Origin of the sequence: Streptomyces sp. NPDC014995, from assembly GCF_043080745.1 — a bacterium.
Lineage (GTDB): Bacteria > Actinomycetota > Actinomycetes > Streptomycetales > Streptomycetaceae > Streptomyces.
Map to the genome: position 1 here is coordinate 944,468 of NZ_JBIBVX010000001.1, position 19,793 is coordinate 964,260.

19 protein-coding genes and 2 pseudogenes are annotated in these 19,793 nt (G+C 71.8%); 10 read left to right on the forward strand and 11 right to left on the reverse strand.

Annotated features, from left to right (window positions below; genetic code table 11):
• Positions 1 to 10 precede the first annotated feature (10 nt).
• The 5 genes from ACF1A1_RS04205 to ACF1A1_RS04225 are packed head-to-tail and all read right to left on the reverse strand — an operon-like array spanning position 11 to position 5,575.
• Complete coding sequence (locus ACF1A1_RS04205) at positions 11 to 988, reverse strand: SCO2521 family protein (RefSeq protein WP_391645234.1); 978 nt, start codon at positions 986 to 988, stop codon at positions 11 to 13.
• Position 989: 1 nt separating this feature from the next.
• Entirely contained in the window at positions 990 to 1,976 is a 987-nt protein-coding gene (locus ACF1A1_RS04210) for an SCO2522 family protein (RefSeq protein WP_391645236.1), read from the reverse strand.
• The gene (locus ACF1A1_RS04215) at positions 1,973 to 2,893 is read right to left on the reverse strand and encodes an SCO2523 family variant P-loop protein (RefSeq protein ID WP_391645238.1); all 921 of its coding nucleotides are present in this window, start codon (positions 2,891 to 2,893) and stop codon (positions 1,973 to 1,975) included. The genes ACF1A1_RS04210 and ACF1A1_RS04215 overlap by 4 nt, the downstream gene beginning before the upstream one ends.
• 3 nt (positions 2,894 to 2,896) lie before the next feature.
• A complete protein-coding gene (locus ACF1A1_RS04220; RefSeq protein WP_391645240.1) occupies positions 2,897 to 4,759 on the reverse strand; it encodes an SCO2524 family protein in 1,863 nt (620 codons plus the stop codon).
• Between the two features lie 48 nt (positions 4,760 to 4,807).
• Entirely contained in the window at positions 4,808 to 5,575 is a 768-nt protein-coding gene (locus ACF1A1_RS04225; RefSeq protein WP_391645242.1) for an SCO2525 family SAM-dependent methyltransferase, read from the reverse strand.
• A 191-nt stretch (positions 5,576 to 5,766) separates the two neighbouring features.
• Between ACF1A1_RS04225 and ACF1A1_RS04230 the strand changes: the two genes are divergently transcribed.
• Positions 5,767 to 6,240, forward strand: coding sequence for a GNAT family N-acetyltransferase (locus tag ACF1A1_RS04230; RefSeq protein ID WP_391645244.1), 474 nt, complete (start codon positions 5,767 to 5,769; stop codon positions 6,238 to 6,240).
• On the opposite strand, the gene ACF1A1_RS04235 is transcribed toward ACF1A1_RS04230, so the two are convergent.
• Complete coding sequence (locus tag ACF1A1_RS04235; RefSeq protein ID WP_391645246.1) at positions 6,230 to 6,745, reverse strand: protein phosphatase; 516 nt, start codon at positions 6,743 to 6,745, stop codon at positions 6,230 to 6,232. The two genes, ACF1A1_RS04230 and ACF1A1_RS04235, sit on opposite strands and share 11 nt — an antisense overlap.
• An 80-nt stretch (positions 6,746 to 6,825) precedes the next feature.
• Here ACF1A1_RS04235 and ACF1A1_RS04240 point away from each other — a divergent pair, with 80 nt between their 5' ends.
• The 3 genes from ACF1A1_RS04240 to ACF1A1_RS04250 are packed head-to-tail and all read left to right on the forward strand — an operon-like array spanning position 6,826 to position 9,236.
• Complete coding sequence (locus tag ACF1A1_RS04240) at positions 6,826 to 7,356, forward strand: SigE family RNA polymerase sigma factor (protein ID WP_391645248.1); 531 nt, start codon at positions 6,826 to 6,828, stop codon at positions 7,354 to 7,356.
• Positions 7,353 to 8,252 carry a hypothetical protein gene (locus ACF1A1_RS04245; protein ID WP_391645250.1) on the forward strand — a complete coding sequence of 300 codons (900 nt, stop codon included), beginning with the start codon at positions 7,353 to 7,355 and terminating at the stop codon, positions 8,250 to 8,252. Before ACF1A1_RS04240 ends, ACF1A1_RS04245 begins: the two co-directional genes overlap by 4 nt.
• A 57-nt stretch (positions 8,253 to 8,309) precedes the next feature.
• Entirely contained in the window at positions 8,310 to 9,236 is a 927-nt protein-coding gene (locus ACF1A1_RS04250; RefSeq protein WP_391645252.1) for a dihydrodipicolinate synthase family protein, read from the forward strand.
• A 64-nt stretch (positions 9,237 to 9,300) separates the two neighbouring features.
• Here the strand turns inward: ACF1A1_RS04250 and ACF1A1_RS04255 are convergent.
• The 3 genes and pseudogenes from ACF1A1_RS04255 to leuA all read right to left on the reverse strand — a co-directional run.
• Positions 9,301 to 9,555: pseudogene (locus ACF1A1_RS04255) on the reverse strand (response regulator transcription factor); the annotation flags it as partial.
• A gap of 60 nt (positions 9,556 to 9,615) precedes the next feature.
• A complete protein-coding gene (locus ACF1A1_RS04260) occupies positions 9,616 to 10,311 on the reverse strand; it encodes a TerB family tellurite resistance protein (protein WP_391645254.1) in 696 nt (231 codons plus the stop codon).
• Positions 10,312 to 10,495: 184 nt separating this feature from the next.
• Positions 10,496 to 12,217, reverse strand: coding sequence for a 2-isopropylmalate synthase (gene leuA / locus ACF1A1_RS04265; protein ID WP_391645256.1), 1,722 nt, complete (start codon positions 12,215 to 12,217; stop codon positions 10,496 to 10,498).
• A gap of 319 nt (positions 12,218 to 12,536) precedes the next feature.
• On the opposite strand from leuA, the gene ACF1A1_RS04270 reads away from it, so the two are divergent.
• The 4 genes and pseudogenes from ACF1A1_RS04270 to ACF1A1_RS04285 form a co-directional block, all read left to right on the forward strand.
• Complete coding sequence (locus ACF1A1_RS04270; RefSeq protein WP_391645258.1) at positions 12,537 to 13,607, forward strand: M4 family metallopeptidase; 1,071 nt, start codon at positions 12,537 to 12,539, stop codon at positions 13,605 to 13,607.
• 78 nt (positions 13,608 to 13,685) lie between these two features.
• Positions 13,686 to 13,952 (forward strand): protealysin inhibitor emfourin, encoded by a 267-nt coding sequence (locus ACF1A1_RS04275; RefSeq protein ID WP_391645260.1) that lies wholly within the window; start codon positions 13,686 to 13,688, stop codon positions 13,950 to 13,952.
• Between the two features lie 58 nt (positions 13,953 to 14,010).
• Positions 14,011 to 15,342 carry a GH1 family beta-glucosidase gene (locus ACF1A1_RS04280; protein ID WP_391645262.1) on the forward strand — a complete coding sequence of 444 codons (1,332 nt, stop codon included), beginning with the start codon at positions 14,011 to 14,013 and terminating at the stop codon, positions 15,340 to 15,342.
• 518 nt (positions 15,343 to 15,860) lie between these two features.
• Positions 15,861 to 16,000, forward strand: a pseudogene (locus tag ACF1A1_RS04285) (transcriptional regulator); the annotation flags it as partial.
• Between the two features lie 34 nt (positions 16,001 to 16,034).
• Here the strand turns inward: ACF1A1_RS04285 and era are convergent.
• Positions 16,035 to 16,988, reverse strand: a complete 954-nt coding sequence (gene era, locus ACF1A1_RS04290; RefSeq protein ID WP_391645264.1) for a GTPase Era — start codon at positions 16,986 to 16,988, stop codon at positions 16,035 to 16,037.
• A gap of 184 nt (positions 16,989 to 17,172) precedes the next feature.
• Between era and ACF1A1_RS04295 the strand changes: the two genes are divergently transcribed.
• Together ACF1A1_RS04295 and ACF1A1_RS04300 are read left to right on the forward strand one after the other, a co-directional pair.
• A complete protein-coding gene (locus tag ACF1A1_RS04295) occupies positions 17,173 to 18,507 on the forward strand; it encodes an ammonium transporter (RefSeq protein ID WP_391645266.1) in 1,335 nt (444 codons plus the stop codon).
• Positions 18,504 to 18,842 (forward strand): P-II family nitrogen regulator, encoded by a 339-nt coding sequence (locus ACF1A1_RS04300; protein WP_391645268.1) that lies wholly within the window; start codon positions 18,504 to 18,506, stop codon positions 18,840 to 18,842. The genes ACF1A1_RS04295 and ACF1A1_RS04300 overlap by 4 nt, the downstream gene beginning before the upstream one ends.
• Here ACF1A1_RS04300 and ACF1A1_RS04305 read toward each other — a convergent pair.
• On the reverse strand, positions 18,736 to 19,749 hold the full coding sequence (locus ACF1A1_RS04305) for a WxL protein peptidoglycan domain-containing protein (RefSeq protein ID WP_391645270.1): 1,014 nt from the start codon (positions 19,747 to 19,749) through the stop codon (positions 18,736 to 18,738). The genes ACF1A1_RS04300 and ACF1A1_RS04305 overlap by 107 nt on opposite strands.
• Between the last annotated feature and the right edge of the window lie 44 nt (positions 19,750 to 19,793).

A 19,793-nucleotide genomic window follows, 5' to 3' on the forward strand; every position in this document is an offset into this window, starting at 1 on the left:
GGGCACGTCGTCAGGACGTCGTCAGCGAGGCGCCGAGGGCGTCGCGCTGGGTGAGGATGGCCTGGAGGAGCAGCTGGTCGCGGACGCGCCGCACCTGGGTCTCCCACTGGCGGCTGAACCCCGGCTCCTTCTCCAGCAGGTCCCACAGGGGCTCCAGGGGCCGCTCGACGCGGGCCTTGGGCAGCCACAGGTGCAGCAGGTGGTCGACGAGCGGGCGCAGGACCTTCAGGGCGGCCCTGCCGTCCGCCGAGCCGAGCCGGAGTCCGTCGAGCTTGTCGACGACGGTGGTCAGCAGCCAGTCGTGCAGGGCGAGGTCCTCACACAGCGCGGCCGCCGCGGCCGGTGCGGTGCCGGGCGGCAGCCGCAGTTCGAGAGTGCGCAGGCCGTCGTCGGCGACGGTGAAGCGCAGGGGCGGCTCCGTGCCGCCGGAGGCGGGTGACGCGGCCCAGCGCAGCCGGGTGTCGAGGGTGGTGAGCGGCGGGTCGAAGGAGTCCAGCAGCAGGCGCGAGACGCGCGACAGCTGGCCCTCGGCGATCGAGCCGACGTCCAGCTCGTCCTGCTGATGGCCGGCCAGGAAGCCTTCGGCGAGCGCCTCCAGGGACACGGAGCCGACCGGGACCAGGACACCGGGCCGGACCAGGTAGTAGCCCCAGGACCGGCGTCGGTCCGGGCCGGTGGCGGGGGCGGAGAAGTAGGCGGTGGCCTGGAGCACCCGGCCCTCGACGAGGGCCGCCCGGGCGGTCACCGTGCCGACCGCGCGGGCCTTGGGGCCTCCCCCGGTGGGCAGGCGGCAGTCGACGCCGGTGAGGACGTCCGGGGAGACGGCGTACCGGTTGGGGCGCCGGGAGAGCCGGACGCGTTCGTCGGCGCGCAGCCGCAGCAGCCGTTCGGCGGCCTGCTCGTCCACGGCGTCCCGGGTGGGCAGCAGGCAGGTGCGGACCTCCCCGCAGGCGAGGAGGGCGTCGGTGGCCGTCTCCGGGGCGCCCATGTCACAGCCCCGGCGGGAACACGTAGGAGGTGCGGTCCACGACGCCCGCGGGGACGGGTAGGCCCTCGCCGGCGGAGCGCTCGGCGACCTGCCGTAACGCCTCGGCCTCGACGTGGACCTGGTCGAGGATGACGCGGACGGCGTGCTCCACGGGCAGGAACCGGGCCGGGAGGATGCTGCACGTGGCGTACGCGGTGAAGGGCGCCGCCAGCGGGTTGAGGCGGACGACGGGCGGCAGGGCGTCCCACTCGGCGGGGAACTCCTTGGCGTCCCACGGGGCGGGCGTGAGCACGGCGCGGCCGTTGTCGCGCAGCAGGCCGAGCCGGACCAGCTGCCACACGGAGGCGAGGAAGGCGCAGGACCAGGTGCGCTCGTCCTCGGGTCCGCTCCACAGCTCGACGTCCATGAAGACGGAGTGGCCGCGGGCGCCGGTCTCGCTGGGCGGTTCCCAGACGACGCCGGTGGCGTCCAGGGCGGCGGAGGTGCGGTGGGTGGGTGCGCGCCGGCCGTTGGTGAGCCAGCCGGTGCGGCTGACGGGCGGGCGGAAGCCGTTGCTGCCGGGCGGCGGGGACTCCACCAGCCGGTGCAGGACGGACTCGGCGAGTTCGGCGCGGTCCCGGCGGCTCGGCTCGGCGACGGCGCAGCCGGACTCACGGGCCAGGTAGTCGATGGTGAGGCCCGCCGCGGCGGCCGCCTCCAGCAGCGGGGGTATCAGCTCGGCGGGGGTGGACAGGCGGCTGAAGTAGTCGTCGATCAGGAAGCAGGTGCTGATCCGGGGCCGTCGGCCCGCCGGCAGCGGGCCGACGCCGGCCCGGGCGGCCTCCACCCAGGGCCGTACGGCGGCGAAGTGGCGGCGCAGCCGGTCGGGGCCCTCGACGAAGTCCTCCATGTACAAGTGGCCCAGTTCCAGGGAGAGATGGGAGAAGGGCACGGATTCGGTGCGTGGCTGCGCGCTGGTCTCCCGGAAGACGGTTCCCGGTCCGCTCACAGCTGCCCCCAGTACTTGTCGTCGGTGAGGCGCTGTGCGAGTTCGCCCATCTTCTGCCAGGTCTCGACATGGGCGATCCGGCGGTCGTGCACGTCCTCGTCGGTGATGAGGCGTTCCTGCCACTGCAGGACGGGTTCCAGTGGAATGGCCGACAGCACCCGGGTCCTGCCGATACCGCGGCCGGCCGCGATTTCCTCGAGTTGGGTGTCGCACTGCCGCATCCACGCGTACTGCGCGGGCGAGACCTGCGACCACAGGGGCGACTCGAGATTCGGTACGGCGGCCCGGACGAAGCGGATCGCGGCGGAAAGCGTGTCGGAGTCGTGGCCCATGGCGACGCCGGCCTGCACAATGCCCTGTTTTCCGTACACGAGTTCGGCTGCCGCCATCACGTGCTGACGGGTCCAGCGGTGATAGACGAGCCAACGGGTTTTCAGGCGTCCGAGTCCGCCGCGCGGTGAGGTGGCGGCGAGCGCGAGGTCCATCGCATAACTGCGTCCGGCGCTCAGGTCGACGATGATGACGTCGAATTCGCGTTTCAGTCGCAGCACCAGGTCCACGCACCGGTGCAGGTTCTCCTCGTCGGTGACGAATTCGCCGCCGGTGCGGTCTCCGGGCAGCAGCACCAGCCGTCCGGATCCGCCGGGCCTGCTGCGCAGTTGGGGGTGTTCGGTGCGGGCCCAGACGTCGACCCGGAGGGGCTCGCCGGTCTTGCCCTTGAGGTACGAGTGCAGGCCGCGGCCCTCGGCCTCGGAGAGCACGTCGGGCAGGTCGAACACGGCGGCGGCGGTGGGCGAGCCGAAGTCGAAGTCCAGGTAGCAGACGTCGTCCCCGTCCAGCGCGCGGTGGTAGGCGAGGTTGGCGCTGGTGACGGAGCGCCCGGTGCCCCCCTTGTCGGAGGCGGCGAAGACGAGCACGTCTCACACCCCCTGGGAGCCGGAGTCGCCCCGGGCGCGGGCGAGGGTGTCCAGCCGGGTGAGGACGCCGAGGGCCAGCGCGTAGGCGGTGCCGGGCTGTTCGTCGACCAGGAGGCGGGCGCGGCGCAGGTCGGCCTCGATTCCCTTGATCTCCTCGCCCTGGGGGCTCTTGGGGGCGGGGGCGGCCTGTTCCATCTGCTCCTTGCCGAAGAGGTGGGCCGACTCGCTGATCAACGCCCTTGCCAGTTGGGAGAGTTCGGCGCTGCGGATCGGTGGCTGGTCGTAGAGGGCGTGCGCGGCGACCATGCACTCGGTGACGCGCTCGGTGACGCTCCAGGACAACGTGCCCCGGCGGGCGGGTGTTTCGGGGTAGACGGCGTGCACGTCGTCCCACAGGCCGACGCCCACGCCCTCGCCGATGCGGCGCTGCCAGAGGTGGTCGAGGATGTCCTCGGCGAGCCCCCGCAGCCGGTCCTGGGACGTGATGTTCCGCGACAGCGCGCACAGTTGGATGGTCCGCTTGAGCAGCTGTGCGGAGAAGTCCGCCATCGTCCACGTCATGGCGGGGCCGAGGGCCTCGCTGCCCAGCAGGGGGAGGGTGACGCCGGGGTCGTGCAGGCCGATCGCCGGGTCGTCACGGGTCATGCCGCTGGTGATCCGGCCGCGTTCGGCGAGGCGTTCCATGACCCTGACGGTGCGGGTGAGGTCGTCGTCGGTGGCGCGGCGGCGCACCAGGTCGTGGACGAGGATGGAGGCCACGCAGAGGGAGAAGTACTCCGACTCCAGTTGCTGGAGGGTGGTGCGCCAGGGGATCTCCTCCAGCGGCCAGGTGCCGTCGCCGAACCGGGCGATGGCCGACCAGTACTGCTGGGTGATCTCCCAGCGCAGCCGCAGCGCGTCGGCGAGCTTCTGCTGTTCGGCGGTGAGCAGACCGAGGACGAGGGTGCGCTCGGAGAACAGGTCGGGGATGCCGTCGAGGGCGACGACGGTGAAGTACAGGTAGGGCGTGGGGTGGGCGATGCCCGCGGGCTGCTTGCCGATGCCCTCGGCGGTCTGCGGCTCCACCTCGACCTCGGGGGCGCCCTTGACCAGGCTCCAGGCCCAGCCGCACTCGAAGAGGCGGTTCTCGTTGCGCAGTTCGTCGGTGACGTCGCTGTCGAGACCGAGGGTGACGCTCTCGCTGATGACGGCGCGCAGGGCCTTGAAGCGCTCCTGGAAGCGGTGCAGGACCTGGCGTTCGGAGAGCCGGCCCTGGCCGAGGAGGCGGGTGAGGGCCCGGCCCTGGTCGGAGGAGACGTCGACGACGTTGACGGTGAAGGAGCGCAGCAGGCTCACCATGGCGGCGGTCAGCCGGGCGCTGGTGGCCTCCCGGAGCCGGTCGATCCGGGCGAGGGTGCTCGCCCGCTGGGTCTTGCCCCGGTAGACCTTGAGGAAGCCGAGGGTGGCGAGACACAGGGTGACCGACATGGAGTAGGAGTCGACCACCCCCACTTCCCGCTGCTCCTTGGAGAGTTCCTGGTCGGGGTCCTCGGGGGCGAAGTAGTGGCCGCCGGCGAAGGTGGGGCTCTCCTCGCCGCGGTGCTGCTCCATGAAGTCGGAGAGGACCTTGACGAGGTTCCCGGGGATCTCGCTGGAGTCGCCCGCGCTCCGCAGTGACCTCTCCACGTCCCGCTGGGTGGTGTCGGGGTCGTCGAGACGGAACGCGGTGATTTCGGTGGCGGGGTACAGGAGGCACAGCAGCCGCTCGGCGTCGGCGACGCTGCTGCGGCCGCCCGACTCGCCCCAGTCCCATTCACCGCCGTCGAAGGAATGGCGGGCGATGGCCTGCCACACTTCGAGCAGATTCTGTCTCGGCTTGATCTGCATGCCCATTCCCCCTCGCACAGGCCACCACGGAAAAGAACGGCTCGGACATCAGTCTTTCCGTCGCCCGCAGGCCAGGATCATTCCCGTGTATCCGGTGCGCACCAGCTGCTTCGGATTGGCCATGCGATGAATCTTCACACCCTCTGCGTAATCCTTCAGCACGGATCGCACATCGCCCTCGTCGATATCGCGGGCGGGGAATTCCTGGGAGCCGACCCGATATCCCTCGGAATGCTCCATGAACGCAGCGGCAAAGGGCGCTCCGGACTTCAGGGCGTTCATGAAACAGCCCACGCCGCGACGGAATTCCCGGAACGAGGTGGTGATGGATTCCGCGACGAAGAACATGGTGCCGAGATCCCAGCCCGGTTCCTTTCCGCAGAGTTCGAAAAGGCTGCCCTCGACGGGCTGGACCGCTTTCTTGAAACGCACCCGGGGCTCTTCGATCCCGGCGTATCCGGGCTTCTCGCGCAGGACGTCCCAGAACTGGTCCCAGTGGGCGTCGTAGCCGGAGAGCTGACTGCCGAGGTAGGTGAAGTTGCTCGCGGACCGCTCCAGCAGGGTGATCTCGTCGCACCAGGGCAGCATGGCGAGGGCGGGATAGAGATTGGGCCCCGCACCGACGTCGATACCGGAGGCGACGCGCCCACCGCGCCCCTCGAAATGATCACTGAAGTGATCGCGCACCCGGGACAGGATCTCCCTGTCCACCGGCTGGATCTCGAGGTAATTACGCTTGATGTACTCGTCGGGATCGAAGGCGTCCCAGGGCACATCGGCATTCTCTACGTCGGCTGTGGGCGATCCCGAGGTCATTGGTTCAGCCTAGCAGGGCGAGGAGGTCTTGAAGGCGCGGATGCAGCGGGCAATGATGGACGATCAGGTATGGATATCGCACAGGAGCCAGCGCACGAGCCATTCATTTTGTCGATCCTTCACAAGGGGACGGTATGACTCCTCTTCCCGGAGATCGTTTTCCGTCGGTCGCCGGTTCGACGGTGCGCCAGATGTCCGGAGAAAGGCGCTTACGGATCAGGGCGGCCACGGAGGAGGATCTCCCCCATATCGTCCGGCTCGACGCGGAGGCCTTCCCCTCCGACCCGTACCCCTACTTCGTGCTGCGCCAGCTCCTCGCCTCCTTCCCGGACTTCGTGTTCGTGGTGGAGGACGGCGGGGAGGACGGCGGGAAGCTGGGCGGCTATGTGCTGTCGACCCCGCCGGACGCGGAGCGGAGCTGGATCCTCAGCCTCGGCATCGCCCCGGAGCTGCGCGGGCAGGGCCTCGGCCGGCGGCTGATGACGCAGATCCTGGGCCATCTCCGCGTGCGCGGCGTCCGCTCGGTCTCGCTCTCCGTGGAACCGGGCAACGACTCGGCCGTGGCGCTCTACCGGTCCCTGGGATTCGTCCCCGACCCCGACGGCCCCCGCAAGGACTACTTCGGCCCCGGCGCGCACCGCCTCCTGATGACACTCAGTCTGTGAGACCTGCGGCGTCGGGGTCCTGACGGGTGAACTCCCGTACGTAGCGCCGCTGCCAGGGCGTCTCCACGGCGTGCCGGTCGTAGTGCCGGCGCACGAACGCGACCGCCTCCTTCGCCGGTACGCCGTCCAGCACCGCCAGACACGCCAGCGCGGTCCCCGTACGGCCGCGTCCGCCGCCGCAGGCGATCTCCAGGCGTTCGTCCGCCGCCCGCCGCCAGGCCTCGACGAGCGCCGTGCGGGCGTCCGCGCGGTCGCGGGGCAGGCGGAAGTCGGGCCAGCGGATCCAGCGCGCCTCCCAGGGGGTGTCCGGGGGCGGCGAGCCGAGGAGGTAGAGGCCGTACGAGGGGGCGGGCGCCGCCGGGTCCAGGGGACGGCGCAGGCCGCGCCCGCGCACCAGCCGTCCGGACGGCAGCGCCAGGACACCGGGACCGTCGGGCCGCCAGGCCCACGCGTCCCCCTCCCGCTCCCGCTCCTCCAGCCGATCACCCTGCGACTCCCGCTCCATGCCCCCATTCGAACTCGTCCACGATTTCCGGGCAACCGATTTCGTCGGACCGGTGGTCTGGAGGGCGAGGAGGGAGCTTGATGCAGGCCGAACTTGAGGCCCAGTTCCAGGATTTCGTCAGGGCACAGTGGTCACGGCTGGTCCGCACCGCGTATCTGCTCACGGGCGACGCCCATCACGCGGAGGACCTGACGCAGACGGCACTGGCGAAGGCGTACCGGTCATGGCGGCGGATCGCACGCAGCGACAGCCCCGAGGCCTACGTCCGGCGGATGCTGGTCAGCTGCAACAGCGACCGGTTCCGCAAGCGGCGGGTCAGGGAGGCGCTGACCGCGGCGCCGCCCGAGACGCCGGGGCGCGACGAGGCGGTCGGGCAGGTGGAGGAGCGCGGCTCCCTGCTCGCCGGGCTGGCCCTGTTGCCCGCCAAGCAGCGGGCGGTGGTGGTCCTGCGGTACTGGGAGGACCTCTCCGAGGCGGAGGTGGCCGAGGTGCTCGGCTGTTCGCCCGGCACGGTCAAGAGCCAGGCCTCGAAAGGGCTGGCGAAGCTTCGCACGTACCCGGGGCTGGCCCGCGAGGGCCGCGCCGTGTCCGGGCGGGGAGGCGGAAAGTGAACCACGAGGCAGACGACGAGCGGGACTTCGAGGAACTGGTGAGGGAACTGATGACGGACGACGCTTACACCATCCAGCCTTCTCCCGCGCCCTACCCGGCGATCCGGCGGCGGGGCGTGGTGGAACGGCGGCGGCGTGTCGCGGTGACGGGGGCGGCGCTCGTGGCACTGGCCGCGGTGCCGGCGGGGGCGTACGCCGTGGCCGGGGGGAACGGGGGGCGGGGCGCTGACACGACGACACCCATGTCGTCGGTCAGCGCCCCGCAGAGCCCCACCGCGAAGGCCTCCGAGCAGGCGCCCTCCGGGGGGCAGTTGCTGGACGGGGTGACCGCGGAGCAGGCCGCGGACGGGCTGAAGAAGTGCATCGCCTACGACGACGCGAAGCCGTCGGGCGGCCTGGAGAAGGACTACCTGGGCAAGGCCGGCGACTACCGGATCCTGCTGGCGATGCGCAGCACCGGCGACACCAACGCGCCCGGCGACGGCCACTACGTCGTCGCGGTCAAGGAGAAGACCGACGTCCGGCTGATCTGCACCATCAAGGACGAGGAGGTGACCGGCATCAACATCAGCTCGCCCGACGCCGGCCCGGCGGGCCCGGTGGTGTCCGACATCAACGCCGGCAAGCTGTACCAGCAGTCGATCCTCGACAAGGGCAACTGGAAGCTGCCGTTCCGCTGGGGGGTCATCGGCACGGTCGAGCCGTCCGTGGCCAAGGTCACCGTCTCCTACGGCGACAGCGAGGCAACGGCCACCCTGGACGGCCGCTGGTTCGTCGCCGCCGGCATCCTCGACGAGCAGGTGACGCTCGCCCCGCACATCGAGGGCTACGACGCCGCGGGCAAGCTGGTCTACGACTCCGACACGGACGAGACGTACGAAAAGACCCTCCCGTAGGGCGTACGAGGGGAGACTTCCCTGGTCGCCCGTACGTCACAGCACCAGGGAGTCCTCATGCCGTTCCCCGCCCCGCTGACCGGTGTCGTCCCGCCCCTGTGCACGCCCCTGACACCGGAGCGGGAGGTGGACGTGCCCTCGCTGCTGCGGCTGGTCGACCACCTCGTGGCGGGCGGGGTGCACGGGCTGTTCGTGCTCGGGACGACCTCGGAGGCGGCCCATCTGACGGACCGGCAACGCCGGCTGGTCGTGGAGACGACCGTGGCGCACGTCGGCGGGCAGCTCCCGGTGCTGGCCGGGGCGATCGACATGACGACGCCCCGGGTGCTCGACCAGGTCGCGTCCGTCACGGGGGCGGGCGCGGACGCGGTCGTGGTGATCTCCCCGTTCTACGCCCGCACCCACCCGGCGGAGATCGCCCGGCACTACCGTCTGGTCGCCGACGCCGGCCCGGTCCCCGTCCTGGCCTACGACCTGCCGGCCGCCGTCCACACCAAGCTCCCCCCGGACGTCGTCCTGGAGCTGGCCGCGGACGGTGTGCTGGCCGGGCTGAAGGACTCCAGCGGCGACCTGGCCGCGTTCCGCGAGGTGGTCACCGGGGCCCGGGCGTACCCCGGCTTCAGCGTCCTGACCGGCTCCGAGCTGATCGTCGACGCGGCGCTCGCGCTGGGCGCGCACGGGGCGGTGCCCGGCCTCGCCAACGTCGACCCGCACGGTTACGTCCGCCTCGACCGGCTGTGCCGCATGGGCGAGGGGGAGCCGGCGCGGGCCGAACAGGAGCGGCTGTGCGCCCTGTTCGGCATCGTGCGGGCCGGCGATCCGGCCCGGATGGGCGCCGGTTCGGCGGCGATCGGCGCGTTCAAGGCGGCGCTGCACCTCCAGGGTGTGATCGCCTGCCCGGCGACGGCGGAGCCCCAGGTGCCGCTGTCCCCGGCCGAGGTGGAGCGCGTGCAGGAGTACCTGATCGAGGCCGGGCTCCTCTGATCCGCACGGCCGGGACGGGGCCGACCGGCCTCGGCGGCCCAGTCGCTCCCGTCGCTCCCGTCGGCCCCGGAGCCACCAGCCCCGACTCGTACGCCACGAGGACGAGTTGCGCGCGGCCGCGAGCGCCCGGTCCGCCCATGATGCGGCTGACGTCGGTCTTCGCGGTGAGCGGGCCGAGTCCGAGGGTCTCGGCGATCTCGGTGGTGGTGGGGCCGCGCGCGACCGGGACGAGCACCCCGCGTTCCCGCTCGGACAGGCACCCGGGTCCGCCCGTGGCGGGCGGTGCGGCGGGGCTGCGCGGGAACCGGGCGAGGTCGCGCGTGAGGGCGGGTTCGGTACTGCGGCGGGCGGCGGCGGGGCCGGTCGCTCCCCGGGAGTATCAGGACGGCGTGCGGGCCGCCGCCAGCAGCCGGGTCACGTCGTCCGCGCAGATGGTCAGGGCGGCGCCGACGGTGGCCAGGACCTCCCGCTCGGCGGGGGTGTACGGCCCGTCGGCGAGCGCGATCCGGGCCCCCTGGAGCAGGATCGATTCGCGGCCGACCGGCGCGAGGTGCGGGGCCAGCGGGTCGAGGGCCTCGTGGAGCTCTATGGCGAGCCCGGGGGTGCAGGGTTCGTCGCAGGCGCGGCCGGTGTCGGCGGCGAGGGCCTCGACGAGGGCGGCGAGCTGTTCGCTGGTGCAGTCCGGGAAGCCGGCCGCGCGCACCGCCTGGGCCGCCGTCTCCAGGGACGCGGGGGCGCAGGTGCCGCCCGCGGACAGGACCGCGAGGGCGACGGTGTGGACGGCGTCGCGGAGCATCGCGGAGAAGCGGGTGGTGGTGGGGTGGTCGAGGGCGTCGGTGCCGAAGTGGCGGAGGCAGGCCGCGCACTCGACGACCGGTCCGCTCGCGCCGCGCGGCAGCACGGGCACGCCCAGCAGGGTGAAGCGGCGGTGGCCGGTGAGCCGCTGGTAGTTGCGGTCGCCGCCGCAGCCGGGGCAGAAGAACTCGCCGTCCCCGACGGGTGTCCACGCGGTGCGGGTGCCCAGGATGCGGGCACGCCCGGTGGCACGGCCGTCTCGTCCCCGTCCTGGCAGCACGTCGCACCTCCGTAACCCCGCGGCACCATCGCCACGTCTGCGTGATGTTAGCCACACGGATGAGGCGTAGTCAGCACCCAGGACGAGACCTTTCCGTGACCTCCACGTCCGGATGGCCGAGAACCGACGGGACCCCGACCGCCGTGATCAGCGGTCGGGGTCCCCGAACTCCCGGTCAGGGTGGTCAGCGGGTCGCGCGGTTGACGGCCGAGACGACCGCCTTCAGCGACGCACGCGTCGTGTTCGCGTCGATGCCGATGCCCCACAGGACCTTGCCGTCGATCGCGCACTCGATGTAGGAGGCGGCCTGCGCGGAGGCGCCCTCGCTCATCGTGTGCTCCTGGTAGTCCAGCAGGCGTACGTCGATGCCGACGGACTCCAGGGCGTTGAAGAAGGCCGAGATCGGACCGTTCCCGGAGCCGGTCAGGACGGTGTCCTCGCCGTCGACGGTCGCCTCGACGGTCAGCGTGTCCACGCCGTCCGTGTCGGTCGTCGACTGACCCGTGCGGACCTGGATGCGGCCCCACGGGTTCTCCGGGTTCGGCAGGTACTCGTCCTGGAAGACCGCCCAGATGTCCTTCGGCGTGATCTCGCCGCCCTCGGCGTCCGTCTTGGCCTGGATGAGCTTCGAGAACTCGATCTGCATCCGGCGCGGCAGGTCCAGCTTGTGGTCGTTCTTCAGGACGTACGCGATACCGCCCTTGCCGGACTGCGAGTTGACGCGGATGACGGCCTCGTAGGAGCGGCCGACGTCCTTCGGGTCGATCGGCAGGTACGGCACCGCCCACTCGATGTCGTCGACGGTGACACCCCTGGCGGCCGCGTCGGCCTCCATCGCGTCGAAGCCCTTCTTGATGGCGTCCTGGTGGGAGCCGGAGAAGGACGTGTAGACCAGGTCGCCCACGTACGGGTGGCGCGGGTGGACCTCCATCTGGTTGCAGTACTCCCACACGCGACGGATCTCGTCGATGTCGGAGAAGTCGATCTGCGGGTCGACGCCCTGGGAGAACAGGTTCATGCCCAGGGTGACCAGGTCGACGTTGCCGGTGCGCTCGCCCTGGCCGAACAGGCAGCCCTCGACGCGGTCGGCGCCGGCCATCAGCGCCAGCTCGGCGGCGGCGACGGCGGTGCCGCGGTCGTTGTGCGGGTGGATCGACAGGCAGACGTGCTCGCGGCGGGAGAGGTTGCGGCCCATCCACTCGAAGCGGTCGGCGTGGGTGGAGGGGGTGGAGCGCTCGACGGTCGCCGGCAGGTTGAGGATGATCTCGCGGCCCGGGCCGGGCTGCCAGACGTCCATGACCGCCTCGCAGACCTCCAGGGCGAAGTCCAGCTCGGTGTCGGTGAAGATCTCGGGGCTGTACTGGTAGCCGAACTCGGTCTCCGGACCCAGCAGCTTCTCCGCGTACTCCATGACCAGCCGCGTGCCGTCGACGGCGATCTGCTTGATGTCGTCCCTGGAGCCGCGGAAGACGACCCGGCGGAAGACCGGGGCGGTGGCGTTGTACAGGTGGACCGTGGCGCGCCTGGCGCCCTTCAGGGACTCCACGGTCCGCTCGATCAGGTCCTCGCGGGCCTGGGTCAGCACGGAGATCGTGACGTCGTCCGGGATCGCGCCCTCTTCCTCGATGATCGAGCGCACGAAGTCGAAGTCGGTCTGGCCGGAGGCCGGGAAGCCGACCTCGATCTCCTTGTAGCCCATCTTGACCAGCTGGTCGAACATCCGGCGCTTGCGCTCGGGCGACATGGGGTCGATCAGGGCCTGGTTGCCGTCGCGCAGGTCGGTGGAGAGCCAGCGGGGGGCGACGGTGATCCGCTTGTCGGGCCAGGTGCGGTCGGGGATGTCGACCTGCTCGTACTGGCCGTACTTGTGGATCGGCATGGAACTGGGCTGCTGGCGGTTCGCCATGATGCGGTGGCTCCTCAGGATGTCCGGAAGGACGGCCGACAACGCAACGCCAAGCTCCGCGGGGAGGGAGTCGGCCTCGACTACAGGCCCTCGCCGCGGCAGCTAAGGAGAAGCAGCCCGAAACGCATAGTGCTCCGCACTGTATCCGAGCCGCACCGGGCACGCGGGCCTGTTCCAGTATGCGGGACCGGGCGGACGAACAGGGCAAAACGTGCGGTATACCACTCGCAGCCGCAGCTCAGGACCCTTTGTCGCGGTTTTTCACCAATCATGGTTGCCGGTCGTGACAGGGGCGTCACGCAGTGCAAAGGTGCCGGGCATGACGACTCACGGGGGCTTCGAGCCCGTCTTCTGCACCGTCGTACCGCCCCACGTCCTCGACCGGCTGGCGCGCAACGACGACCCCGCACTCTCCGGTCCCGCCCGGCGCACCCTGGTGCGCGACGGCGAGCTGCGCTCCCGGCGCCGGGTGACCACCGAGTTCCGCCTGGCGGCGGCGCCGACGGCGAAGGCACCGTCGGACCAGCCGCTGCGCACCGTCTACGACGCCGGGCACCGGACCGACCTGCCCGGCACCAAGGTCCGCGGCGAGGGCGAGGACCCGGGCCGGGACGCCACGGTCAACCGCGCCTACTCGGGGCTCGGCGCCACCTTCGAGCTCTTCCTCAAGGCCTACGGCCGCCACTCCATCGACGGCGACGGCCTGCCCCTGGACGCCACGGTCCACTACGACGAGGACTACAACAACGCCTTCTGGAACGGCGAGCAGATGGTGTTCGGCGACGGCGACGGCGAGATCTTCGTCGACTTCACCAACTCCGTCGACGTGATCGGCCACGAGCTGGCCCACGGCGTCACCCAGTACACGGCGAACCTCACCTACTACGGCCAGCCGGGCGCCCTCAACGAGTCGATGTCCGACGTCTTCGGCGCGCTCATCAAGCAGTACACGCTGCGCCAGACCGCCGCCGAGGCCGACTGGCTCATCGGCGCCGAGCTGCTCGCCCCGAGCGTGACCGGGCAGGCCCTGCGCTCGATGAAGGCCCCGGGCACCGCGTACGACGACGACGTCCTCGGCAAGGACCCGCAGCCGGCGACGATGGACGACTACGTGCGCACCGGCCGCGACAACGGCGGCGTCCACATCAACTCCGGCATCCCCAACCACGCGTTCTACCTGGCCGCCACCGCCCTCGGCGGCTTCGCCTGGGAGAAGGCCGGACAGATCTGGTACGACGTGCTGACCGGCGGCGAGCTGTCGGAGAGGGCCCTCTTCACCGACTTCGCGGGGCTGACCGTCAAGGCCGCGCGGGAGCGCTTCGGCGACGGCGGGGAGGAGCTCCAGGCCGTGGAGAAGGCGTGGGAGCGGGTGGGGGTGCGGATTCTCTGACCGCGCGGCGGATTCCCGTCACGCAGCGGACAGCCGGCCGCGTAGCGGATTCCCCGGCCACGTAATAGACAGGGACCCATGCGTATTCAGGTGAGGCGCACGGGCGGGTTCGCGGGCATCGAGCGCCGCGCCGAGGTGGACACCTCGGCGCGGCCCGACGCCGAGGAGTGGCACGCCCTGGCCGAGAAGGCGGTCGCCGCCGGCCGGGGCGCGCCCCCCGCCGGGGTTCCGGACGGCTTCAGCTACCAGATCACCGTGGACGGGCGGACGGTGTACGCGGCCGACCCGCGGCTCACGGAGGAGCAGCGCAAGCTGATCTCCAGGGTGCTGAAGGAAGGGGCGTAACCGGCGCTTGGGGTAAGGGCGTTGACTTCCGTTACCAGCGGTACGGATGATCCCGCCCATGGCGACTGATCCGCGTGACGCGGCGACCCCGATACCCCCGTTCCCGGCCGGCTTCCTGTGGGGCGTGTCCACCTCCGCCCACCAGATCGAGGGTGCGGCGAGCGAGCGCGAACCGTCCGTGTGGGACACCTTCACGGCCGAGCCGGGACGGGTGAAGGACGGCTCCACGGCCGCGGTGGCCTGCGACCACTACCACCGCTACCGGGAGGACGTGGCGCTCCTCGCGGATCTCGGTGTCGACGCGTACCGCTTCTCGGTCTCGTGGCCGAGGGTGAACTCGCCGAGCGGCCTGGACTTCTACGACCGCCTGGTGGACGAGCTGTGCGCGGCGGGCGTCCGCCCGGTCCCCACCCTCTTCCACTGGGACCTGCCGGCCGGCCTGGACTGGCTGGAGCGGGACACGGCGTCGCGGTTCGCCGAGTACGTGTCGGTGGTGGCCGGGCGGCTGGGCGACCGCGTGCGGAAGTGGATCACTCTCAACGAGCCCGCCGAGCACACCTTGCTGGGGCACGCCCTCGGCACCCACGCCCCCGGCGGGCGGCTGCTCTTCGACGCGCTCCCGGTCGCCCACCACCAGCTGCTGGCCCACGGCCTCGCGGTACGCGCCCTGCGCGCGGCCGGCGCCACGGACATCGGCATCGCCAACTCCCACGGCCCGACCTGGCCCGCCTCCCGGGAACCGGCCGACCTGGAGGCGGCGGCCTTCTACGACGTCCTGCTCAACCGGCTGTTCGCGGAGCCGATCCTGCTGGGCGCATACCCGGAGGGGCTCGGCGAGCTGATGCCCGGGGACGTGCGGTCCGACCTGGAGGTGATCGCGGAACCCCTCGACTGGTACGGCGTGAACTACTACGCACCGACGAGGGTCGGCGCCCCGCAGGGCACCGAGATCGACTTCGGCGGGGTGCGGATCCCGGCCGAACTCCCCTTCTCCGTCCGGCAGATCGAGGGCGTACCGGTCACCGACTTCGGCTGGCCGGTGGTCCCGGAGGGCCTGACGGAGCTGCTCACCACCTTCCACGAGCGCTACGGCGACCGCCTGCCCCCGGTGGTCATCACCGAGAACGGATGCAGCTACGAGGGCATCGACGACCAGGAGCGCATCGCCTACCTCGACGGCCACATCCGCGCCCTGCACCGGGCGGTGGAGGCGGGCGTGGACGTGCGCGGCTACTTCGTGTGGTCGCTGCTGGACAACTTCGAGTGGGCGGAGGGCTACGCGCGCCGCTTCGGCCTGGTCCACGTGGACTTCGACGCTCCCGGAACCCTGGAGCGCACCCCCAAGGCGTCCTACGCCTGGCTGCGGGACGTCCTACGGGCGCGGGGATGACAGGGGCCCGCTGCGGATTCCGCCGACCCCGGGTTCGGGCCGCCGGGGGCCGGGCGGTGGGTGCCGGGGGCCGGGGCCAGGACGGTGGGCGGTGCACTGCCCGCACGGGCGGGGGATGACACCGGCCCGCTGCGGTCGCCAGCCTCCGGGCTCGGACGCCGGGGCCAGAGCGGTGAGCGGCGCACTTGCCCGCACGGGCGCCGGGATGACACCGGCCCGCTGCGCATTCCGCCAACCTCGCGGCCCGGCCGACGGGGCCGGGGCCAGGACGGTGGGCGGCGCACTCCCCGCACAGGCGGGGGGATGACACCGGCCCGCTGCGGTCCACGGCCCCGGACCCGGCCGCCGGACGCCCGGGGCCGGGCGGTGGGCGGCGTGCTGTCCGAAGCTCGTGAGATACCCGGGCGGCCACCGGGAGCCGCACGCCGCGGCGGATCCGGAGGGGAAGGTGAGCCCGGTGGTCGTGCGGAGGGCTCGGAGGGCGCCGGTGTCCCGGGCCGTCCAGACCGGGCCCGCCGGACCTCGACTGCGAGGTCCTGCCGAGTCACGGACACCACCAGCCGCTGATCGTGCACAAGGCCCGCCCGGGGACGGAGTCCTACGAGCGACTGCGACTGCTGCGGGGGTGGGCCCACAGGACCTGACACCCCGGGCGTGACACCCCGGGCACGACCTCCGCACCCGGCGCCCGGCTAGAAGCCCAGCTTGCGCAGCTGCTTGGGGTCCCGTTGCCAGTCCTTCGCCACCTTCACGTGCAGGTCGAGGAAGACCGGTGTGCCCAGCAGCGCCTCGATCTGTTTGCGGGACTTGATGCCGACGTCCTTCAGGCGCCGGCCCTTCGGCCCGATGATGATGCCCTTCTGGCTGGTGCGCTCGATGTAGATGTTCGCGTGGATGTCGAGCAGCGGCCTGTCCGCCGGGCGGTCCTCGCGCGGGAGCATCTCCTCCACGACCACCGCGATGGAGTGCGGGAGCTCGTCCCGTACGCCCTCCAGGGCCGCCTCGCGGATCAGCTCGGCGACCATCACCTGCTCGGGCTCGTCCGTCAGGTCGCCCTCGGGGTAGAGGGCGGGGCCCTCCGGCAGCATCGGCACCAGCAGGTCGGCCAGCAGGTCGACCTGCTTGTCGCCGACCGCGGAGACCGGGATGATCTCCGCCCACTCGAACCCCAGCTCCTTGCCGAGCTGGTCGATGGCGATGAGCTGCTCGGCGAGCGTCTTGGGGTCCACGAGGTCCGTCTTCGTGACGACCGCGACCTTCGGCGTCCGCTTGATCCCGGCCAGCTCCTTGGCGATGAAGCGGTCACCGGGGCCCAGCTTCTCGTTCGCCGGAAGGCAGAAGCCGATCACGTCCACCTCGGCCCACGTCGTCCGCACGACGTCGTTGAGCCGCTCCCCCAGCAGGGTGCGCGGCTTGTGCAGCCCCGGGGTGTCCACCAGGATCAGCTGCGCGTCGGGCCGGTGCACGATGCCCCGCACGGTGTGCCGGGTGGTCTGCGGCCGGTTCGAGGTGATCGCCACCTTCTTCCCGACCAGAGCGTTCGTGAGGGTGGACTTGCCCGCGTTGGGGCGTCCCACGAAGCAGGCGAAGCCGGCCCGGTGAACGGCATCGGCCGACTGTTCGGATGACTGGGTACGAACGCTCATGCCGCCATTCTCCCTGATGCGGGAAGCCCCGCCGTACAACGGCCCGGGAGCACCCCGGACAACACCCCGCGCGGCGCCCCGCACGTGAGCGTCCGGAAACCTCCACGCAACGAAACATCACGGAAACACACCCGTGCGCAAGCCGAAACGCACGCCGGTGACCCTCTGACGAGCCCCCACCCCGTTGGAGACGACCGTGACTTTCGCCGCGCCCCTCGCCGCCGCGCAGATCGACACCGGTGACACCGCCTGGCTGCTCGCCGCCACCGCCCTCGTCCTGCTGATGACCCCGGGTCTGGCCCTGTTCTACGGCGGCATGGTCCGCACGAAGAGCGTCCTCAACATGCTGATGATGAGCTTCGTCTCGATCGCCCTGGTCACCGTGGTCTGGCTGGCCGCCGGCTACTCCCTCGCCTTCGGCGACGACCTCGGCGGCGGCCTCATCGGCGATCTCGACCACGCCGGTATGGCCGGCCTCGGCCCGGACAGCGTCCGGGGCACGGTCCCCACCCTCCTCTTCGCCACCTTCCAGCTCACCTTCGCGATCATCACGGCGGCGCTGATCAGCGGCGCGATCGCGGACCGCGCGAAGTTCGCGGCCTGGCTGGTCTTCGTCCCCGTCTGGGCGCTGCTCGTATACGTTCCCGTCGCCCACTGGGTGTGGGGCCCGGGCGGCTGGATCCTGGAGGGGCTCGGCGCCCTCGACTTCGCCGGCGGCCTCCCCGTGGAGATCACCTCCGGCGCCTCGGGACTGGCGTTGTGCCTGGTCCTGGGCCCGCGCCTGGGCTTCAAGAAGGACGCGATGCGCCCGCACAACCTGCCCATGGTGATGCTGGGTGCGGGTCTGCTCTGGTTCGGCTGGTTCGGCTTCAACGCGGGCTCGGCCCTCGGCGCGAACGGCCTGGCGGCAGCCGCGTTCCTCAACACGCTCGCCGCCGGCTGCACCGGCCTGCTGGGCTGGCTCTTCGTGGAGCAGAAGCGCGACGGCCATCCGACGACGCTGGGCGCCGCGTCCGGCGCGGTCGCGGGCCTGGTCGCGATCACGCCGTCCTGCGGCTCGGTCTCCCTGCTCGGCGCCCTGGTCGTCGGCCTCGCCGCCGGTGTCGTCTGCTCGTACGCCGTGGGCTGGAAGTTCAGGCTGAACTACGACGACTCCCTGGACGTCGTCGGTGTCCACCTGGTCGGCGGCGTCATCGGCACCCTCCTCATCGGCGTCTTCGCGGTCGAGTCGATGACGGGCGGCGCCGAGGGCCTCCTCTACGGCGGCGGCCTCGCCCAGCTCGGCAAGCAGCTGGTGGCCGTCGTCGCCGTGGGGGCGTACGCCTTCCTCGTGACGTACGGCATCGGCAGGCTGCTGGACCGGACGATGGGCTTCCGGGCGGACGAGGAGCAGGAGCACACCGGCCTGGACCTTACGGTGCACGCCGAGACCGCATACGATCACGGCGTCCTGGGCCACGGCGCCCCGGTCACCGCGCACTCCGTCCCCTCCCCCCAGAAGGCCAAGACCCAGGCATGAAGCTCATCACCGCGATCGTCAAGCCCTACCGCCTCGACGAGGTCAAGACCGCTCTGCAGGAGCTGGGCGTGCACGGGCTGACCGTCACCGAGGCCAGCGGCTACGGCCGTCAGCGCGGCCACACCGAGGTGTACCGCGGCGCCGAGTACCAGGTCGACCTGGTCCCCAAGGTCCGTATCGAGGTCGTCGTCGAGGACGCCGACGCGGACGCCGTCATCGAGGCCATCGTCAAGGCCGCGCAGACGGGGAAGATCGGGGACGGGAAGGTGTGGTCGCTGCCGGTCGAGACGGTCGTACGGGTCCGGACGGGCGAGCGCGGCCCCGACGCGCTCTGACCACCAGTACCCCCACCACCGCTCCGGCGGCGAACGCCACGGCCACGAGCAGCCACGGCAGCGCGAGGAACGACGCGCTCGCCGACTCGCGGGTGTCCCGGGCGCTCGCCGTCAAGGTCACGTCCGCCCAGTCGAGTTGGGGCGCGTCCGGCCAGGGCTCGGTGAGCCGGACGCGCTGGCCGGGCAGCAGCTCGGAGGGGACGCGGGTCAGGTCGCGGGCGAGGAGCGTCCGCCCGAACAGTCCGCGGGCCCGCAGCTCCACCTTCGGATCGAGGGTGACGTTGCCGGTGTTGTGCAGGGTGTAGGAGATCGTCGCCGTGCTGTCGCCGAGGCCGGGGACGAGCGGCTGCCGGTGGGCGACGCGGACGTCCTCGACGGCGAGCGCGGACAGCCTGGGCCCGCCGACCTCGAGGTAGACGCGGGCGCCGACGGCCCTGCGCACGCCGAGCGCGACCCCGCCGCCGGCTGTCTCGACGCGTTCGTCGAGCGCCACGACCGCCCCCGGATGGTCGCCGGGTTCGGCGTCCCTGGGCACGCGGACCGTGAACGGCACGGTCACGGACGTGCGGCCGGGCACGGTGACCCGGTCCTTGGCGGGCTTCGCCCACGCCCCCACGCCCCGCATCCGCTCTCCCACCGTCCGCACCGCGAACCCGCCGTCGCGGGCGGTGTTGTAGGCGTCGGCCGCGTAGAGCCGGAAGGTCAGGGGCCGGTCGGTCTTGTTGGTGACGACGACCTTGTCCTCGATCGTCTGCCCGGGATCGGCGGACAGCAGGAAGTACGGCCGTGCGGCGACGGCCGAGGAGACGGGGTGCACGGACCAGCTGCCGTTGTCGGCGGCGCGGGCGGGCGCGGCCACCAGCAGCGGGAAGAGGAGTGTCAGGAGGAGGACGTACGGCTTGCGCATGGGTGCGGACCCCCCACGGGCGCTGGACGGCGGGGTGGACGGCG

What these genes read in the sequence shown, in the direction of transcription:
- ACF1A1_RS04225 (WP_391645242.1), bottom strand. Translation starts at nt 5,575, where the DNA reads ATGACCTCGGGATCGCCCACAGCCGACGTAGAGAATGCCGATGTGCCC.
- ACF1A1_RS04235 (WP_391645246.1), bottom strand. Translation starts at nt 6,745, where the DNA reads ATGGAGCGGGAGTCGCAGGGTGATCGGCTGGAGGAGCGGGAGCGGGAG.
- ACF1A1_RS04270 (WP_391645258.1), top strand. Translation starts at nt 12,537, where the DNA reads ATGACGACTCACGGGGGCTTCGAGCCCGTCTTCTGCACCGTCGTACCG.
- ACF1A1_RS04305 (WP_391645270.1), bottom strand. Translation starts at nt 19,749, where the DNA reads ATGCGCAAGCCGTACGTCCTCCTCCTGACACTCCTCTTCCCGCTGCTG.
- ACF1A1_RS04250 (WP_391645252.1), top strand. Translation starts at nt 8,310, where the DNA reads ATGCCGTTCCCCGCCCCGCTGACCGGTGTCGTCCCGCCCCTGTGCACG.
- ACF1A1_RS04275 (WP_391645260.1), top strand. Translation starts at nt 13,686, where the DNA reads ATGCGTATTCAGGTGAGGCGCACGGGCGGGTTCGCGGGCATCGAGCGC.
- ACF1A1_RS04240 (WP_391645248.1), top strand. Translation starts at nt 6,826, where the DNA reads ATGCAGGCCGAACTTGAGGCCCAGTTCCAGGATTTCGTCAGGGCACAG.
- leuA (WP_391645256.1), bottom strand. Translation starts at nt 12,217, where the DNA reads ATGGCGAACCGCCAGCAGCCCAGTTCCATGCCGATCCACAAGTACGGC.
- ACF1A1_RS04300 (WP_391645268.1), top strand. Translation starts at nt 18,504, where the DNA reads ATGAAGCTCATCACCGCGATCGTCAAGCCCTACCGCCTCGACGAGGTC.
- ACF1A1_RS04280 (WP_391645262.1), top strand. Translation starts at nt 14,011, where the DNA reads ATGGCGACTGATCCGCGTGACGCGGCGACCCCGATACCCCCGTTCCCG.
- ACF1A1_RS04205 (WP_391645234.1), bottom strand. Translation starts at nt 988, where the DNA reads ATGGGCGCCCCGGAGACGGCCACCGACGCCCTCCTCGCCTGCGGGGAG.
- ACF1A1_RS04230 (WP_391645244.1), top strand. Translation starts at nt 5,767, where the DNA reads ATGTCCGGAGAAAGGCGCTTACGGATCAGGGCGGCCACGGAGGAGGAT.
- era (WP_391645264.1), bottom strand. Translation starts at nt 16,988, where the DNA reads ATGAGCGTTCGTACCCAGTCATCCGAACAGTCGGCCGATGCCGTTCAC.
- ACF1A1_RS04220 (WP_391645240.1), bottom strand. Translation starts at nt 4,759, where the DNA reads ATGCAGATCAAGCCGAGACAGAATCTGCTCGAAGTGTGGCAGGCCATC.